18 protein-coding genes and 1 riboswitch are annotated in these 17043 nt (G+C 46.9%); of the genes, 6 read left to right on the forward strand and 12 right to left on the reverse strand.

The window, feature by feature from the left end:
• Positions 1-904 precede the first annotated feature (904 nt).
• The 12 genes from hypE to dsbC form a co-directional block, all read right to left on the reverse strand.
• Positions 905-1918: a hydrogenase expression/formation protein HypE gene (hypE, locus tag A3CS_RS0105825; protein WP_005573702.1), complete on the reverse strand. Its 1014-nt coding sequence runs from the start codon at positions 1916-1918 to the stop codon at positions 905-907.
• Positions 1918-3030 carry a hydrogenase formation protein HypD gene (hypD, locus tag A3CS_RS0105830; RefSeq protein ID WP_005573700.1) on the reverse strand — a complete coding sequence of 371 codons (1113 nt, stop codon included), beginning with the start codon at positions 3028-3030 and terminating at the stop codon, positions 1918-1920. Before hypD ends, hypE begins: the two co-directional genes overlap by 1 nt.
• A 26-nt stretch (positions 3031-3056) precedes the next feature.
• Positions 3057-3866 carry a hydrogenase nickel incorporation protein HypB gene (gene hypB, locus A3CS_RS01000000110955; RefSeq protein WP_019518323.1) on the reverse strand — a complete coding sequence of 270 codons (810 nt, stop codon included), beginning with the start codon at positions 3864-3866 and terminating at the stop codon, positions 3057-3059.
• A 78-nt stretch (positions 3867-3944) separates the two neighbouring features.
• Entirely contained in the window at positions 3945-4568 is a 624-nt protein-coding gene (locus tag A3CS_RS0105840; RefSeq protein ID WP_005545838.1) for an energy-coupling factor ABC transporter ATP-binding protein, read from the reverse strand.
• Positions 4565-5230, reverse strand: a complete 666-nt coding sequence (locus tag A3CS_RS0105845) for an energy-coupling factor transporter transmembrane component T family protein (RefSeq protein WP_005566748.1) — start codon at positions 5228-5230, stop codon at positions 4565-4567. The genes A3CS_RS0105840 and A3CS_RS0105845 overlap by 4 nt, the downstream gene beginning before the upstream one ends.
• Positions 5227-5880 (reverse strand): cobalt transporter CbiM, encoded by a 654-nt coding sequence (gene cbiM / locus A3CS_RS0105850; protein ID WP_005545836.1) that lies wholly within the window; start codon positions 5878-5880, stop codon positions 5227-5229. The genes A3CS_RS0105845 and cbiM overlap by 4 nt, the downstream gene beginning before the upstream one ends.
• A complete protein-coding gene (locus A3CS_RS0105855) occupies positions 5880-6383 on the reverse strand; it encodes a hypothetical protein (protein WP_005566749.1) in 504 nt (167 codons plus the stop codon). The genes cbiM and A3CS_RS0105855 overlap by 1 nt, the downstream gene beginning before the upstream one ends.
• Positions 6384-6389: 6 nt before the next feature.
• Entirely contained in the window at positions 6390-7085 is a 696-nt protein-coding gene (locus tag A3CS_RS0105860; protein ID WP_005538320.1) for a DUF4198 domain-containing protein, read from the reverse strand.
• Positions 7086-7263: 178 nt separating this feature from the next.
• Positions 7264-7956 carry a 5'-methylthioadenosine/adenosylhomocysteine nucleosidase gene (locus tag A3CS_RS0105865; RefSeq protein WP_005545834.1) on the reverse strand — a complete coding sequence of 231 codons (693 nt, stop codon included), beginning with the start codon at positions 7954-7956 and terminating at the stop codon, positions 7264-7266.
• Between the two features lie 16 nt (positions 7957-7972).
• Positions 7973-8644 (reverse strand): thiol:disulfide interchange protein DsbA/DsbL, encoded by a 672-nt coding sequence (locus A3CS_RS0105870; protein WP_005545833.1) that lies wholly within the window; start codon positions 8642-8644, stop codon positions 7973-7975.
• An 8-nt stretch (positions 8645-8652) separates the two neighbouring features.
• A complete protein-coding gene (gene recJ, locus A3CS_RS0105875) occupies positions 8653-10374 on the reverse strand; it encodes a single-stranded-DNA-specific exonuclease RecJ (protein ID WP_005545832.1) in 1722 nt (573 codons plus the stop codon).
• Between the two features lie 12 nt (positions 10375-10386).
• Entirely contained in the window at positions 10387-11070 is a 684-nt protein-coding gene (gene dsbC / locus A3CS_RS0105880) for a bifunctional protein-disulfide isomerase/oxidoreductase DsbC (protein ID WP_005545830.1), read from the reverse strand.
• Positions 11071-11237: 167 nt separating this feature from the next.
• Here dsbC and prfB point away from each other — a divergent pair.
• The 6 genes from prfB (at position 11238) to A3CS_RS0105910 (ending at position 17010) form a co-directional block, all read left to right on the forward strand.
• A protein-coding gene (prfB, locus tag A3CS_RS0105885; protein WP_181893445.1) for a peptide chain release factor 2 occupies positions 11238-12336 on the forward strand; the annotation gives its coding sequence in 2 pieces (ribosomal slippage) (positions 11238-11312 and positions 11314-12336; 1098 coding nt in all).
• A gap of 56 nt (positions 12337-12392) precedes the next feature.
• A complete protein-coding gene (gene lysS / locus A3CS_RS0105890; protein WP_005545825.1) occupies positions 12393-13901 on the forward strand; it encodes a lysine--tRNA ligase in 1509 nt (502 codons plus the stop codon).
• 39 nt (positions 13902-13940) lie between these two features.
• A riboswitch (PreQ1 riboswitch) is annotated at positions 13941-13985 on the forward strand.
• A gap of 105 nt (positions 13986-14090) precedes the next feature.
• Complete coding sequence (queD, locus tag A3CS_RS0105895; protein WP_005545823.1) at positions 14091-14516, forward strand: 6-carboxytetrahydropterin synthase QueD; 426 nt, start codon at positions 14091-14093, stop codon at positions 14514-14516.
• 26 nt (positions 14517-14542) lie between these two features.
• Positions 14543-15151: a 7-carboxy-7-deazaguanine synthase QueE gene (locus tag A3CS_RS0105900; protein WP_014167720.1), complete on the forward strand. Its 609-nt coding sequence runs from the start codon at positions 14543-14545 to the stop codon at positions 15149-15151.
• Between the two features lie 224 nt (positions 15152-15375).
• Complete coding sequence (locus tag A3CS_RS0105905; protein WP_005566757.1) at positions 15376-16131, forward strand: Nif3-like dinuclear metal center hexameric protein; 756 nt, start codon at positions 15376-15378, stop codon at positions 16129-16131.
• Between the two features lie 90 nt (positions 16132-16221).
• Complete coding sequence (locus tag A3CS_RS0105910) at positions 16222-17010, forward strand: enoyl-ACP reductase FabI (protein WP_005545817.1); 789 nt, start codon at positions 16222-16224, stop codon at positions 17008-17010.
• The last annotated feature ends 33 nt before the right edge of the window (positions 17011-17043 follow it).

A 17043-nucleotide genomic window follows, 5' to 3' on the forward strand; every position in this document is an offset into this window, starting at 1 on the left:
ACAATCGTAAGCCACGGCGTTTTTCGGATAATCGCCACTTATGTCTATTTGCCGATAATCCACACGGCTACATGTTTTCAATACAGGGTCGTCTTGTTCCATCACCTGAATGACGACGGGGAAGCTATCCGTTTATCGTATGAAGAAATCGGACCGAAAGGACCTAACATCGGGACTGCGGATTCTACAATGATCGAGCCATCCAAATGAAATGCGACGCCTTTCAAATCGGTTTCATTGAAATTGCCGTCGTGCGTAAACCTGCACGGGTCATTTCTTGTTTGGTATCCGTGCCCCTTGGTGGCACCGATGATGAAGCAGTTAAAAACATGCTCTCTCCCGATCTCCCAATAATAGGGCTGCCCTTTAACGGCAACATAAGGCTCGGGTAAGGGCTCTCGCGGGGTGGCGCAGGCGGTGACTAGGATACAGCAAAGACTCACCATCATAAAACGCCCTTTCCCGATCACTTGAATAATATGGTTCACTATAGTCATTTGTTATTATCTCCTAGATAGCCTTGGTGTTTTTTGCCTAGGGTAACAAGTTACCCTAGATTAAGCATAGTCATTCCCCTTTGGGGAATTTAGGGAACAGAAGTGCAGTCATAAAAAACAGTATTTTTAAGCGTTTTCAACGATAGAAAACGATTTCAAAATGTACCGCACTTTTTTGATGCTCCGACAAAACAGGGGGCCCCCATCTGAGCCGCCTGAGCGATTTGCAATTTTTAGGAAATTTTCGCCTGTTTGAGCCATGAAATGGCGAGTTCGAAAATTTTCGTTAAGAAAATTGCAAGTGAGCGAGGATAAGCGGTGAAGCTGGGGTGCACTTTTCTTTGCTTACTTTCTTTTATGCAAGTAAAAGAAAGTAAGGCGCCCATCGGGCGAAACCCGATAAAAAATCAACAAATCCTTGGTAACGGCTCATTCACCGGCAAATCCAACAGCCGTGACTGCCCGAAGCTGCCCAACAATCTCACTTTTTTATCCGTCGTCACTTCGCCGATGACTGCGGCATTTTTTCCCAGTTCGTGCGAGTGAAGTGCGGTCAGAATTTCAGGTGTTTTTTCAGGGGCGGCGATGATGACCAGTTTGCCTTCGTTAGCAAAATTCAGCGCTTCTAAGCCGAGCAGTTCGCAAATGCCGCGCACTTCAGGACGAAGCGGCAGGTCTTCTTCGTTGATTTGCATACCCAGTTGTTGGGTGGCGGCAAATTCGTGCAGCACCGCGTTTACCCCGCCACGGGTAGCGTCGCGGACGGCTTTCACGCCGTCAATGGGGCGCAATAAATCAATGAGCGGGGCAAGAACGGCGCAGTCGCTTTTCAGATCAGTCTGAATGCCAAGGTTTTCGCGCAGGTTCAAAATAGTAGCACCGTGTTCGCCGATGGTGCCGCTGACAATGATGTTATCGCCCGCTGTAATACGGTGCATTCCCCAATCGATACCACGCGGGATCACGCCGATGCCGCTGGTGTTGATGAAGATTTTATCTACCGCGCCTTTTTGCACTACTTTGGTATCGCCCGTCACCACCTGCACGCCGGCAGCTTTGCAGGCTTGCGCCATAGCTTGAATGATTTCTTTTAATTCGGTTAATGGTAAACCTTCTTCCAAAATAAAGCCGCAGGAAAGGTATTTGGGAATAGCGCCGCATACCGCCACATCATTTAACGTGCCGCATACGGCGAGCTTGCCGATGTTGCCACCAGGGAAGAAAATCGGGTCAATGACGAAACTGTCGGTGCTGAAAGAAAGCTGTTCGCCCTGCGCCATCAATTCCGCCAACGGCAAACGGGCTTGATCTTCTCCTTGGGCGAGAATCGGGTTGTCAAAGGCTTCGACGAAATAATACTGAATTAATTTTTGCATTGCCGCGCCGCCGTTGCCGTGCGCCATGGTAATAAAATCTGTCATTATTCTCTCCGGTATTGATAATAGGCGGCGCACGCCCCTTCTGAAGACACCATTAAGGCGCCGTAGGCATCATCCGGGTTGCATTGGCTGCCGAATAACGGGCAATCGCAAGGTTTACATTTGCCGGTGAGCACATCGCCGCAGCGGGAATTGGGGTCGTCCGCCACTTGTTGCGGGTGGCTGTGGAAATAGATTTCCGCGTCAAAACGTTTGTACGCGTCGGTGAGTTCCACGCCTGACTCTTCGATTTCGCCCAAACCGCGCCATTCGCTGGATTTCTTCAATTGGAACACTTCACGCATGGCTTGTTGCGCCAGCAGGTTGCCTTGGGAATGCACGATGCGTTTATATTGGTTTTCGATTTCACAACGCCCGTCCACGAATTGTTGCACCAACATCACGATGGCTTGCAGAATATCCAACGGCTCAAAGCCCGTAACCACAAAAGGCTTATGGTATTTATCCACAATGGATTGATAAGGCGAGGCGCCAATCACCATGCTCACATGGCCGGGCGCAATGAAGCCGTCAATTTTCACATAATCTTGCGAAAGCAGGCTGTGTAAAGTGGGGATAATGGTGATGTTTTGACATACCACCCAGAAATTTTGCAGATTCAGCTTGTTCGCCTGTTGAAGGGTCACCGCCGCGCTCGGCATAGTAGTTTCAAAACCGAGGGAAAAGAAAACCACGTTTTTTTCGGGATTGTTCACGGCGATATTCAGCGCGTCCAACGGCGAATAAACGATTCGCACATCGGCGCCTTTGGCTTTTGCCTCCAGCAAGGAACCGCACCGTCCTTTCACCCGCATGGCGTCACCGAAGGTGCAGAAAATCACATTGGGCTTTTGCGCGATTTCAATACACACATCAATGCGCCCCATGGGCAACACACACACCGGACAGCCCGGACCGTGAATAAACTCAATGCTTTTCGGCAACAGGCGATCCAAGCTGAATTTAAAAATCGTATGGGTATGACCGCCGCAGACTTCCATAAGATACAACGGATTTTCCGGCGTAAAGTGCGGTAGTTTTTCCATGAGTTTTTGCAAACGCTCCACCAAACTTTTCGCCAGTTTGGGATCACGAAATTCATCAATGAATTGCATAACAGTCCCCTTACTCCGCAAAAATGCTAGGCGTTTTGTAACCAATTTAACCAGTCTTTTAAGCCTTCGCCCGTGGTAGCGGAAAGTTGAATCACCTCAATTTGCGGGTTCACCTGTTTGGCGTAGGCGATACATTTTTCCACGTCGAAATTAAGGTAAGGCAGCAAGTCTATTTTGTTTAAAATCATGAGTTTGGAGGCAGCAAACATATGTGGGTATTTCAGCGGTTTGTCTTCGCCCTCGGTGACGGACAAAATCACCACTTTGGCTTTTTCGCCCAAATCAAATTCCGACGGGCAAACCAAATTGCCGACATTTTCAATGAATAAGAGGCTGTGTTGTTTCGGTTCCAGTTTGAACAAGGCGTCGTTGATCATCTGCGCATCCAAATGGCAACCTTTACCGGTGTTCACCTGAATCGCAGATACACCGGTGGCGCGAATGCGATCGGCGTCGTTTTCCGTTTGTTGATCGCCTTCAATCACATAACAAGTGCGGTCATTTTTCAGCGCGTTTAGCGTGGTAGTAAGCAAGGTGGTTTTGCCGGAACCCGGGCTAGACACCAAATTCAATGCAAGAATGTGCTGTTGTTGGAAAAGAAAACGGTTGTGCGCCGCAATTTGATTATTTTTACCTAATACGTCCTGCTCCACTTTCAACAAGCGTTTTTGCGTCTCGGATGTGTCGGACGGCTGCTGAGCCGAGTGAAATTTGAAATGAGAAAAGTCCGGATTTTTGACTGCACTTTGCGTGCCGTAGTGGCTGTCATGATGAGAATGTGCCACTTCGCCGATTCTTACTTGTTCGGGATACCCGCAACCAAAAGTCGTACACATATTATCCCCCTGATTTATCGCGATAAAATAAGTATGTATTAAGGATAGCACAACGCCTGCGCAGGGTTTTGATTGAGATCATAAAGTCAAAACTTCGTCCGCCAATTTTGCAGTAAAGCCGTGGTGATGGGACGCCACCAACATGGGCAACGACAATTCGCGCAAAAGTGCGGTCAGTTTTTCGGTATTTTTGCTATCCAAGCCGTTAGTCGGCTCATCTAACAGTAACATTTTCGGCTGCATCGCCAACACGCCCGCCAGTGCGGTAAAATTTTTTTCGCCGCCGGACAGGGTATGCACCGTGCGGTCTTGCAAATGGGCAATTCCCAGCCGTTCCAACTGTTGCAAAGCGATGGCATACGCCTGTTGACGCGGCAAGCCTTGATTTAACGGACCGAACGCCACATCGTCCAACACCGTCGGACCGAACAGTTGATCGTCGGCGTGCTGAAAACAAAAACCCACACTGCCACGAAAAGGAGCAAAATCCCGTTCTTCCCGACAAAGCTGCCCGAACAGGCGAATTTCTCCCCCCGCAATAGGAACAAAACCGAGCAACGCCAGTAATAAGGTGGTTTTTCCTGTGCCGATTTCGCCCCGGATAAAAAAACGTTGCCCCGCGTCAAGTTGAAAGGACAGATTATCAATAATCCGCCGTTCTCCCCGCTTAATTTGCAATCCTTTGACTTGTAAAACCGTCATTTTTCCCCGCCTAGCGTTTGTTGATTGCCGAATCGAAAGCTGCGACATTTCAACGCAATCTGCGCCGTTTCCGCTTTTAACAAGGCATGAACAAGCAATAACGCCACCCGTTGCGCAGTGATATATAACGTGCGGCGATTCAGTCCCGCGCGATACCCGCGCGCGCGCATTGCCAGATCCATTTTCTGCCGCAACTCGCCCAATAATGCAATGTAACGCACAGTCAACACAAAAAGCCAAATGAGCTTAGGCGGTAACGGCAATTTACCTATTGCCTGCACTAGCACCGCGTCGTTCATTTTCCACAAGAACAACCACAAGGAAAACAACAACAGATTCATACGTAACGTGATGAGCAGCGCCGTTTCCATGCCTTCGGGATTAAGCTCCATGCCCTCGGCACCGATCCGCCAGCTCAATGTTAGCCAAAGCAAAAACGTGAATCCATTTAACCACAGCCAACGTTTTATATAGGGGGAATAAGGTTCTGCATTGCCGTAAATGAATGCCGCCAACAACACCAACGCCGCACCGTTCAAGCAGAATAGCAAAGACGATTGGTGCAACGCACTGATGACTAAGCCCCAAAGAAACAAATAGATCAGGCGTAGATGAGGCGCGAAAAAGTGCGGTGCAAAAAAAAGACGAAAAACAGAACTCATTGCGCACACCGTTTGCTGTAACCGACGGCTTTTTGTGAGGTGGCGACAGGTTGCAGTGCGACGGGATACATTTTGCCGAGCAAAGAAATCACGCCGTAGCTGATAATGCCGTCCAGCACAAATACCGGCAAATGGGACAGCAACAACAGGGCGATTAAATCCTGATAATGTTTACCGCCGTCCAAGGCTAAAACCAAAGACGCCAACGCGCCCGCGCCACCTACACCAATCACGCCGACACCCACACCGGCGAACAATTTCGCCATTTTTCCCATGTCAGGATGCAAATAACCGCGTAATAAATAATGCGCCGCCACCGCCGGCAACGCCATCACGCACAAATTCACGCCTAACACGGCAAACCCACCGAAGGAAAAAAACAACACCTGTAACAACAAGGCGATAAAAAAGGCGGGAAACACCGCCCAACCAAGAAATAATCCCGCTATGCCGTTTAAAATCAAGTGTACGCTACCGATGCCAACCGGCACATGGATGGTGCCGGCAACAAAAAAAGCGGCGGCAAACAGTGCCGTTAACGGCAAACGTTCGTTATCCAGGCGACGCAACCCTACCGCTACACCGACCACTGCCAAAGCCACTCCGGCTAACAACACCGGTGTATGCAACACGCCTTCCGATAAATGCATTATTGATGTCCCTTTCTTAACTTACGGGCCTTCAGCCAAGCGGCAATGCCCGCAATTCCCACAATGTAACCGATTCCGCCTAAAATATCGTGCAGATAAATTTTATCGCGCAACTGCGCAATATCACCGCGTAACAACAGCAGACTTTCATCGCCCGCCCGAGTTGTTGCGCCGGCATTCGCCGTAATTCTGTCCGCCACGACCGTCGCCCGATGCCCTTCCTCACCTTCCACCACCACTTTCAACGCCATATTCGGATCCGCTTTTAACGGCAGGTGAAAATAACCGCCATTGTCGGTTTTGCCCGTCAGCAACGGCTGATTTTCCCCTTGGCGTAACACCTCCACATAGGTTTCGACGGCGGGGGTCATGTCGGAATAATAGGATTTTCCCGTCACGGTTTGCCCGTCATACTGGGCAAATACATAAAGGGCGTGCGTCCAAGCGTGAGGTGCAACACATAAGCCCAAAAGTGCGGTCAAAAAATACGGCGTTTTTTTCATTGCGCCCTACTCCGCCTCAAAGGTCAGCATATATTCCACCGAACGGCGATCGTAATCGGGGTTGCCTTTCACGTTTTCCGAAAATTCTGCCCAAACTTTGTTGTTGCCTTTTTGCGGTGTAAATTCGGCTATGCCTTTTTCATTAGTCAGATTGAACGGCGCGTCTTCACCCAATCCCACTTTAATATCTTTCACCGGCTTGCCGTTGTGTAACACCAAAATCGGTAGCGGTTTACCCGCTTGCGCTTTCTCTTGCGGCACCAGTTCATATTCCATGCCATGGGCTTTCAACGCCTGCGCGTCCCAACGCAACAACGCTTTGCCGAACTTCACCGGGTTCACGGCAAATTCCGCAGTGGGCTCTTGTTGTTTGCTTTTTTCTACATATTTGCCGCTTGGCAGCTTTGACCAGACGCCGTTATCAAAACGGATAAAAACTTGTGACGCATTTTCAGCATTGAGATAGGCTTCGCCTTGTTTAAATTGATGGGTTGCGTTAGTGAGGTTGCCGTTGTTATCCAGCAATTTAACGGTTTTTAGCTTGTGTTCCGGATAAATTTCCGTTTGTTCATGCCCGAATTTCACTACATATTGCCCGGTAGAATTCGCCTCCTTGACGGGTTCCAGCCATACGTTGTGAGCGTTAGCAACGGATGCCGCGAAAAGTGCGGTCAAAATAGCGGTTGTTTTTTCGAATTTCATGTGATCTCTCCTTTTATCAATTAAAATTTGATACCATAATAAAATATGAAGTAACTTTAGAATCAAGTGTTTTTTTGAGAAAAATACGGGAAAAATGAGAGAGATAAGTGTGTGGATAATTAGGTTTCCGCGTACGGCAAACGCGTACGCGGCGGGAATGCAGAGGGAAAATAAACCGTTAATTCAACTCCGCCAACATGGCGACAACCATGTCGGACGATTGTTTGGCAGCGAGCGGTAGAAATTCTTCAAAAGACATATTAGCTTTGCCATCGCCCGCATCGGAAATGGCGCGCACCACCACGAAAGGCACGTTAAACGCATGGCAAACTTGCGCAATAGCTGTGGCTTCCATTTCCACCGCGATGACATTTGGGAAATCCTGCTTAATCTGCGCCAAACGTTCTCCGCCTTGAATAAAGCTATCGCCGGAACAAATTAAACCGCGTTTTACCCGTTGCCCAAGCTGTTTTGCAGTACGTTCCGCCAATTCGACCAAACGGGCATCAGAAACAAAAGTGACAGGGCATGCGGGTAGCTGTCCTTTGGCATAACCGAAGGCGGTCACATCGGCGTCGTGGTATTGGGTTTCGGTGGATACAATCACATCACCGACGTGCAATCCCTCCGCCACCCCACCGGCGGAACCTGTGTTAATCACCAGGTTCGGTTTAGCAAGTTGCAATAAAGCGGTGGTGCCCATGGCAGCAGCGACTTTGCCAATACCCGATTGCAACAAGGCAATATTTTTGCCATGAATTTTACCTTCATAAATCGTACCGGAAACCAATTTTGTGACGTTTTTATCCGTCATTAACCCAACCAAAATTTCCACTTCCTGCGCCATGGCGCCGACAATACCAATTTTCATATTTATCCTTGCGTTATTATTTTCTATTTACTAAAAAATCCAACACGGCGAGCGCATAATCATCGTTATACAGCGTGCTGGCGGTCAAAACGTATTTGCCGTTGATGATCACATAAGGAAAGGTGAACACACCATACTCTTCCGTCATCAGCACGGCGTCATTCACTTTTTGGTGAATCTGATCGGAATGATACATTTCCAAGAAACTATCGCGCTCAATGCCTTGTTTTTGCAGCCAATGTACCAGATTTTCAATGCGGGATAATTTGATATAACGCTGCCGTTCCGAGGTTTCAAACAGTAATGCGGAAGACAGATGCTCCACATTTAAAGCTTGTAAACTGAAGAAAACACCGGCAGTGAAGCGCGCTTTGTTGGTAGCGACGGGGAATTCTTCCAATACTACACGATCACGGTTGATTTGCGTGTAAAGTTCTAAAATATCCTGTGCGGAGGAACAAACACGGCAGTCATAATCAAAAAAGAACTGAATAATAACGCGGTGATCATTACGGGCAGGCATGGCGATAGGATATTCGTAAGAGAAATAATCTTTGCCATCTTCAAATTCCGGACTTTCTTCATCAAGCAAAACAGCAGGATCAGGCGCAACGGATTCATCACCGGCTTGTGCCGCAGCGAATCCGCCTACGCATAATAGCATGATAAACAATCCGACCCGCAACATGACTGGCTCTAATTCTCTAAAGGTTCAATATAATCAATTAATAACTGAATATCCCGATTGCCGCGAAATTCATTAATGTCTAACTTATATACCAGTTTTGCTGTTTTTATTGATAAATCAGGATAATAGCGCGTATCCACATTAAATGCGATAGCATCCATCAATGGTCCGCCCAGTTTGGATTCCACCATCATTTTTAAATGTTTTTCCCCTACCAAGCGCTGTTGTAGGATTTTAAACTCGCCGTCAAATAAAGGTTCGGGGAAGGCTTGCCCCCAAGGGCCGGCAGATTTTAAACGTTCCGCCGTATTCAGATTCAGCTCATTCACGCTCAGTTCGCCATCCGTCCAAATGCTGCCTTGTAATTGTTCCTGAGCCAACAACTCACTGACCGTCTCGTTAAAAATGCGTTGAAAATCGGCAAAATAGTTTTCATTAATGCTTAAGCCCGCCGCCATTGCATGACCGCCGAATTTTAAAATTAAATCCGGGTGCTGCGAATAAACCCGTTCCAGCGCATCACGAATATGTAAACCCGGAATGGAGCGTGCGGAACCTTTTAAAATGCCATCTTGCTCCTGTGCAAAGGCAATCACCGGGCGGTGAAATTGGTCTTTAATACGCGATGCCACAATGCCCAGTACACCTTGATGCCAATCCGCCTGATACAGCACGATGGAATGTGGCAATTGGTTTTCAAGTGCGGTGAGATTTTGGCATATTTTTAAAGCTTCCAGCTTCATGCCCTGCTCGATTTCTTTGCGCGCTTGATTTAAGCCGTCTAATTCTAACGCCAAGGCACGGGCGCTTTCCATGTCTTCTGCTAGCAATAATTCAACGCCTACGGACATATTATCCAAACGTCCCGCCGCATTTAATCGCGGTGCAATAGAAAAACCCAAATCCGATGCGGAAAATCCCGCTAAATCCCGTTTTGCCACTTCTGCCAAAGCTCGAATACCAAAACGGCAACGCTGCGCTTTAATACGCGCCAAGCCCTGATACACCAGAATGCGATTGTTTTGATCCAACGGCACTACATCAGACACCGTACCTAACGCCACCAAATCCAGCAGTTCGGTGAAATTCGGCTGATTTTTGGCGTCAAACATGCCCAATTCACGAAATTTCGCCCGCAAAGCAAGCATAAGATAAAACGCCACGCCCACACCGGCAAGATTTTTCGACGGAAAACCGCAATGGGCAAGATTCGGATTGATGATGGCATCGGCACTCGGCAAGCTTTCCGGCGGCAAATGATGGTCGGTGACGATAACATTCACGCCCCGTTCTTTTAGAAACGCTACGCCCTCATGAGAAGACACACCATTATCCACCGTGATAAGCAGTTCAACATCCAGCGCCAATGCCTCTTGCGCCACTGCAACACTTAAACCGTAACCTTGCTCGAAGCGATTCGGTACCAAATAAGCTACGTTGACAAAACCAAGCTGGCGCAACGCCAACACCGCCAATGCCGTGCTTGTCGCACCGTCCGCATCGAAATCGCCGACGATAACGATTTTTTGCTGTTTTTCGTAGGCTTCCAGCAAAAGCGCTACAGCATCATCCAAACCGGACATCAGATTCGGGTTGTGAATGGCGGCTAAAGTGCGGTCTAACTGGCAAGCGTTTTTAATGTGCCGCGAGCGATAGAGACGATCCAAGAGCGGATCGTCACAGAGTTTATTACCTGCCGGCACTTCACGGCGTAAGATTTGTTTTTGCACAGATGACCTGTATTATCCTTCTAACGCCGCAAGTAAATCAGCAGGTTTTAGATAACCACCAATAACTTCGCCTTCACTGGTAATGATAGTCGGCGTTCCGTTTACACCAAATTGAGCGCCAAGCAAATAATGTTTTCTCACCACATTCGGGGTCTTCAATTCTTTTGGAAGATTGCCTTTTTCCGCTTCGTTTAAAGCGAATGTTGGGTCTTTTGCGGTAAAAATCGCTTCCATTTGCCCTGCAGTTTGACTCTCCATACCTGCACGCGGGAACGCCAAATAACGTACGGTAATGCCTAAGTCGTTATATTCTTTCACTTGTTGATGTAACAAATGGCAGTAATGGCAGGTAATATCCATAAATACAGTAATGACGTGTTTTTCATTTTTTGCCGGATACACAATCATTTCATTTTTCAGCGCATTTAATTTATCCAGCAACACTTTATTAGTGACGTTGCTAATGCCTTTATCGGTTAATTTGTAGATTTTACCTTGTAATAAATATTCGCCGTCTTCACTTGCGTAAAAAATGCCTTGGTCGCTTACGACAGTTTTCAAGCCTTTAATCGGTGAAGTTTGAATATCAATATCTTTCACACCAAGCTTTTCCAATTTACTTTTCAGTGCAACATCATTTGCCGTTACACTCATAGATATAGCCAAAAGAGAAAGCGTAGTAATAATTTTTTTCATTTCTGTTGTTCCTAAATAAGTGAAATTGAGCGTGAATTATAAAAGTAATTGACGCGTTATGCAAAATTCACAGAATTTCACAGTTGGAGTTTCGTTCGCTCTACCCAATTCCCGCAAAATCCCTTATAATCCCGCACTTAATTTACCTTTTTACGACATTCATTATCATGTTTGAAATTAATCCTATCAAAAATAAAATCGCCGATTTAACCGACCGCACTTCCGTGCTTCGGGGGTATCTTTGACTTCGACGCCAAACTGGAGCGTTTAGAAGAAGTCAACGCCGAACTGGAACAGCCTGACGTATGGAACGATGCAGAGAAAGCGCAGGCGCTCGGCAAAGAACGCGTTTCTTTAGAACTGGTGGTCAACACCATTAAAAATCTGGAACAAGGCTTGGAAGATGTGGACGGACTGTTGGAACTTGCCGTGGAAGCGGGTGATGAAGACACCTTCAACGAAGCCATCACCGAATTAAATGCGCTTGAACAACAACTCGAAAAATTAGAATTCCGCCGTATGTTCAGCGGTGAACACGATGCCTGCGATTGCTATGTGGATTTACAAGCGGGTTCAGGCGGTACGGAAGCGCAGGACTGGACGGAAATGTTATTGCGGATGTATTTGCGTTGGGCGGAAAGCAAAGGCTTCAAAACCGAATTAATGGAAGTTTCCGACGGCGATGTGGCAGGGTTGAAATCCGCCACCATCAAAGTGAGCGGCGAATACGCCTTCGGTTGGTTACGCACCGAAACCGGCATTCACCGTTTGGTGCGCAAAAGCCCGTTCGATTCCAATAACCGTCGCCATACCTCTTTCAGTGCCGCATTTGTGTATCCTGAAATTGACGACGACATTGACATCGAAATCAATCCGGCAGACTTGCGTATCGATGTCTATCGCGCGTCCGGCGCAGGCGGTCAGCACGTAAACAAAACCGAAAGTGCGGTGCGAATTACCCACATACCAAGCGGCATTGTAGTGCAATGTCAAAATGACCGTTCCCAGCACAAGAATAAAGACCAGGCAATGAAGCAGTTAAAAGCGAAGTTGTACGAGCTGGAATTGCAAAAGAAAAACGCCGACAAACAAGCCATGGAAGACAATAAATCCGACATCGGCTGGGGCAGCCAAATTCGTTCTTATGTGTTGGACGATTCCCGCATTAAAGATTTACGCACCGGCATTGAAAACCGCAATACGCAAGCGGTGTTAGACGGCGATTTGGATCGTTTTATTGAAGCGAGTTTAAAGGCCGGCTTGTAAAAGTGCGGTCGTTTTTAAGAACGTTTTTTAAAGTTAAAAATGAAAGGTAAACAAAAATGTCAGAACAAGAAGTCAAAGAATTAGACCTGAACGGCGAAATGTTGGTGCGTCGTGAAAAATTAGCCGCCTTGCGCGCCAAAGGCAATGCCTTCCCGAACCAATTCCGTCGCGATGCGCTTGCACAGGATTTGCACGATAAATATGATGCCGAAGAGGGCGAAGCATTAAAAGAAAAACACATTGAAGTTACCGTTGCCGGACGTATCATGACTCGTCGCGCCATGGGTAAAGCCACCTTTATCACCATTCAAGATATGAGCGGCAAAATTCAGCTTTATGTGGCGCGCAATAACTTGCCTGAAGGCGTGTATAAAGATGATGTAGGTCACTGGGATTTGGGTGACATTGTCGGTATTAAAGGTTCGCTATTCAAAACCAAAACCGACGAACTCACCGTGAAAGCCACCAAAGTTCAGTTATTAACCAAAGCCCTTCGCCCGCTGCCGGACAAATTCCACGGTTTAACCGACCAAGAAGTGCGTTATCGTCAACGTTATTTGGATTTAATTTCTAACGAAGAATCCCGCCGCACTTTCATCATTCGTTCTAAAGTCGTCGCCGGCATTCGTGAATATTTCCTTTCCAAAGGCTTCATGGAAGTGGAAACCCCAATGTTGCAAGTGATTCCGGGTGGTGCAGCGGCTCGTCCGTTTGTCACACATCACAATGCCTTAGACGTGGATATGTATTTGCGTATCGCACCGGAACTTTACTTAAAACGTTTAGTGGTGGGCGGCTTTGAACGCGTATTCGAATTGAACCGCAATTTCCGCAACGAAGGTGTTTCCGTGCGTCACAATCCCGAATTCACCATGCTGGAATACTACCAAGCCTACGCCGATTACCATGATTTAATGGACAACACCGAAGAATTATTGCGCAAATTGGCGATTAATATTTTAGGCACCACCATCGTGAAATATGGCGACTTAGAATTTGATTTCGGCAAACCGTTCGAGCGTATCACCTTACACGACGCCACCATTAAATACGGCGCCGAAAAAGGCATCGTAAAAGAAGATTTATACGACTTCGACCGTGCCAAAGCTACCGCAGAACGCTTAGGCATTGAAGTACAAAAATCCTGGGGCTTAGGCAGCATTGTGAACGCCATCTTTGAAGAAGTGGCAGAACATCACTTAATTCAGCCGACTTTTTTAATGGCTCACCCTGCTGAAATTTCACCGCTCGCCCGTCGTAACGATGAAAATCCGGAAGTCACAGACCGTTTTGAACTCTTCATCGGCGGACGTGAAATCGGTAACGGCTTCTCAGAATTAAACGACGCCGAAGACCAAAACGACCGTTTCGACGCACAAGTCGCCGCCAAAGAAGCCGGTGATGACGAAGCGATGTTTAAAGATGAAGACTTCGTGATCGCACTCGAACACGGCTTACCACCAACAGCTGGCGAGGGCTTAGGCATCGACCGCCTGGCAATGCTCTACGCCAACGCGCCATCTATCCGTGATGTGATTTTATTCCCGGCAATGCGGCAGAGGTAATAACCTTGAAAAAAGTGATGATCTGAAAAGGTCATCGCTTTTTCTGTAGTTCGCAAACCTCCTACATAAAAAAACTAGGTATCACATGACATTTCAACTTCTCCTTTCAAAACACATTTGTGATCACCGATTGAATTTTATTCGGGCGGCAATGCCTAAATAACGATTAACCGAATTAATAGGCTTAGTATGTTTAAAGTTTCTAAAGAATTTAGCTTTGATATGGCGCATCTGTTGGATGGGCATGATGGGAAGTGTCAGAATTTACACGGGCACACCTATAAATTGCAGGTGGAAGTGCGTGGAGATTTGTATCAGGAAGGCGCGAAACAAGGCATGGTTATTGATTTCAGCGATTTGAAGAAAATCGTCAATCACGCCATATTGGAACCGATGGATCACGCATTTATTTACGATCAAACCAGTGAACGTGAGAGCAAAATCGCATCTCTATTGCAACAGCTTGATTCTAAAACCTTCGGTGTCCCTTTTCGCACTACGGCGGAACAATTGGCTCAATTTATTTTTAATCAGTTGAAATATCAGAAAAACCTTCCCGTTTCCGCCATTCGTCTATGGGAAACGCCCACATCATTTTGCGAATATGGGGAATAAGTGCGGTGCAAAATAGCAGTGTTTTTATGCCTTCTTACAACATCGTTGAGATTTTTGAAAGCCTGCAAGGCGAAGGTTTTAACACCGGTATGCCGTGCATTTTCGTGCGCTTCGGCAAATGCAATCTCGCCTGTCCTTGGTGTGATACTAATTATAATCAATTCGAACGCATGACGCTGGCGCAAGTGATGGAAGAAGTGCGGTCATTTTCTTCAAAGAATATTATCATCACCGGCGGCGAACCGACGATTGTTCCAAATATTGAAATCCTGCTTGAACAAATGAAATCGGAAGGTTATTTCCTCGCCATTGAAACCAATGGGCTGAAACCGATCCCACCACAAATTGATTACATCGCGACCAGTCCGAAACGCTTGTATCCACACAAATATGAACGACGTTGTATTGATTTTGCCCATGAAGTTCGTATCGTTGCAGATGAAAACGTTATGGCATTTTGTGAACTTATTGAAGACAAAATCCGCGCCGAGCGCTATTACCTTTCTCCTTGTGAAATTAACGGCAAAATGAATTTGCTGGAAACCATCACCCAACTTGGGCAATTAAATCAACGTGTAAACAGACCAAAATGGTTATTAAGTGTACAAACACATAAATTAATTGGCATTGAATAAATTTTTTTAACGAAATAAGCAGATTTTACTTGATCGCTATATATTAAATTGTATAATGAAGCTGTTTTTATTTAAGGTGGTCGTCATTCTTAAACACAGTGGCCGGTGCAAACAACTCCCCCATGTCTTTACCAAAAGATCTTCGCACCGGTCATTTTTTTCTTCTTATTCCTCCCCAAAGCCATTATCATTACGCCATTCCTTTCTTTATTCAGAGAATAGTTATGCAAAATTTAGCCCTGGAAAATCTACTTAATCAAAAGCTCAGCAGCCATCTTATCAATGATTACGCGCCGAACGGATTACAGGTAGAAGGCAAACCTGAAGTTAAAAAAATCATCACCGGCGTGACCGCCAGCCAAGCCTTAATTGACTATGCCGTTGCACAAAAAGCCGACGCGCTACTCGTTCATCACGGTTATTTTTGGAAAAGTGAGAACCCTTGTATTCGCGGCATGAAAGGCAGACGTATCAAGGCGTTGCTGGTAAATGACATCAATTTGTACGGCTATCATCTGCCACTGGACGTCCACCCCGAACTGGGCAACAACGCCCAATTAGCCCAATTATTAGGCATTGAAAACCTTCAACCATTGGAACAAGGCAGCTTCAGCATCCCGGTTTGGGGCACTTTAAAAGAACCGCTTAGCGCCGAACAATTTGCCCAACGCATTGAGCAAACACTCGCCCGCAAACCGTTAATTTGCACGGAAAACGGACCGCACTTTATTCGCAAAGTCGGTATTTGTACCGGCGGCGGACAGGGTTATATCGATCTTGCCGCCGCACAAGGTTGTGACGCCTTTATCACCGGTGAAGTTTCGGAACAAACCATTCATTCCGCCAGAGAACAAGGGGTTCATTTCTTTTCCTCCGGTCATCACGCCACCGAACGTTACGGGGTGAAAGCATTAGGCGAATGGCTGGCAAACGAATATGGTTTTGAGGTGGAATTTAAGGATATGGATAATCCGGCGTAACTGGTTAAACCAAAAATCGTTACATTGCTCAAGGTCGGCAAAACAAGTATAATCTCGCCAATTTTTTCACTAAAACAAATAGGAATAACTATGGGTTTCTTAACAGGTAAACGTATTTTAGTCACAGGTCTCGCCAGCAATCGTTCCATCGCCTACGGCATTGCGAAAGCGATGAAAGAACAAGGTGCGGAACTGGCTTTCACTTATTTAAATGAAAAATTACAACCGCGCGTAGAAGAATTTGCCAAAGAATTCGGTGTGAACATCGTGCTTCCGTTGGACGTTGCCACTGATGAAAGCATTCAAAACTGTTTTGCGGAATTAAGCAAACACTGGGATAAATTTGACGGTTTCGTGCACGCCATTGCATTCGCACCGGGCGATCAACTCGATGGCGATTACGTGAACGCGGCGACCCGTGAAGGCTATCGCATCGCCCACGACATCAGTGCTTACAGCTTCGTGGCAATGGCGCAAGCGGCACGCCCGTATTTGAATCCAAACGCCGCCTTACTTACCCTTTCTTACTTGGGCGCAGAACGTGCTATTCCTAACTACAACGTCATGTGTTTAGCCAAAGCTTCTCTTGAAGCGGCAACCCGCGTAATGGCAGCGGATTTAGGCAAAGACGGCATTCGTGTGAACGCCATTTCTGCCGGCCCGATTCGTACCTTGGCGGCATCCGGCATCAAAAACTTCAAGAAAATGCTTTCTGCTTTTGAGAAAACTGCGGCATTACGCCGCACCGTAACCATTGAAGATGTGGGCAACTCCGCCGCATTCCTATGTTCTGGTTTAGCTTCCGGCATCACCGGTGAAATCGTGCACGTGGATGCCGGTTTCAGCATCACCGCCATGGGAGAATTAGGCGAAGAATAATTTTTTCTTCCTTCACTTATCGGCAGGTTTTTT

The organism is Aggregatibacter actinomycetemcomitans DSM 8324 (genome assembly GCF_000372365.1).
Classification (GTDB): domain Bacteria; phylum Pseudomonadota; class Gammaproteobacteria; order Enterobacterales; family Pasteurellaceae; genus Aggregatibacter; species Aggregatibacter actinomycetemcomitans.

Bases quoted from the DNA above. Each gene is read 5' to 3' on its own strand.
- A3CS_RS0105905 (WP_005566757.1), top strand. From the start codon at position 15,376: ATGCAAAATTTAGCCCTGGAAAATCTACTTAATCAAAAGCTCAGCAGC.
- A3CS_RS0105910 (WP_005545817.1), top strand. From the start codon at position 16,222: ATGGGTTTCTTAACAGGTAAACGTATTTTAGTCACAGGTCTCGCCAGC.
- A3CS_RS0105860 (WP_005538320.1), bottom strand. From the start codon at position 7,085: ATGAAATTCGAAAAAACAACCGCTATTTTGACCGCACTTTTCGCGGCA.
- hypD (WP_005573700.1), bottom strand. From the start codon at position 3,030: ATGCAATTCATTGATGAATTTCGTGATCCCAAACTGGCGAAAAGTTTG.
- hypB (WP_019518323.1), bottom strand. From the start codon at position 3,866: ATGTGTACGACTTTTGGTTGCGGGTATCCCGAACAAGTAAGAATCGGC.
- A3CS_RS0105845 (WP_005566748.1), bottom strand. From the start codon at position 5,230: ATGAGTTCTGTTTTTCGTCTTTTTTTTGCACCGCACTTTTTCGCGCCT.
- A3CS_RS0105865 (WP_005545834.1), bottom strand. From the start codon at position 7,956: ATGAAAATTGGTATTGTCGGCGCCATGGCGCAGGAAGTGGAAATTTTG.
- dsbC (WP_005545830.1), bottom strand. From the start codon at position 11,070: ATGAAAAAAATTATTACTACGCTTTCTCTTTTGGCTATATCTATGAGT.
- A3CS_RS0105870 (WP_005545833.1), bottom strand. From the start codon at position 8,644: ATGTTGCGGGTCGGATTGTTTATCATGCTATTATGCGTAGGCGGATTC.
- hypE (WP_005573702.1), bottom strand. From the start codon at position 1,918: ATGACAGATTTTATTACCATGGCGCACGGCAACGGCGGCGCGGCAATG.
- A3CS_RS0105855 (WP_005566749.1), bottom strand. From the start codon at position 6,383: ATGAAAAAAACGCCGTATTTTTTGACCGCACTTTTGGGCTTATGTGTT.
- cbiM (WP_005545836.1), bottom strand. From the start codon at position 5,880: ATGCATTTATCGGAAGGCGTGTTGCATACACCGGTGTTGTTAGCCGGA.
- A3CS_RS0105900 (WP_014167720.1), top strand. From the start codon at position 14,543: ATGCCTTCTTACAACATCGTTGAGATTTTTGAAAGCCTGCAAGGCGAA.
- lysS (WP_005545825.1), top strand. From the start codon at position 12,393: ATGTCAGAACAAGAAGTCAAAGAATTAGACCTGAACGGCGAAATGTTG.
- queD (WP_005545823.1), top strand. From the start codon at position 14,091: ATGTTTAAAGTTTCTAAAGAATTTAGCTTTGATATGGCGCATCTGTTG.
- A3CS_RS0105840 (WP_005545838.1), bottom strand. From the start codon at position 4,568: ATGACGGTTTTACAAGTCAAAGGATTGCAAATTAAGCGGGGAGAACGG.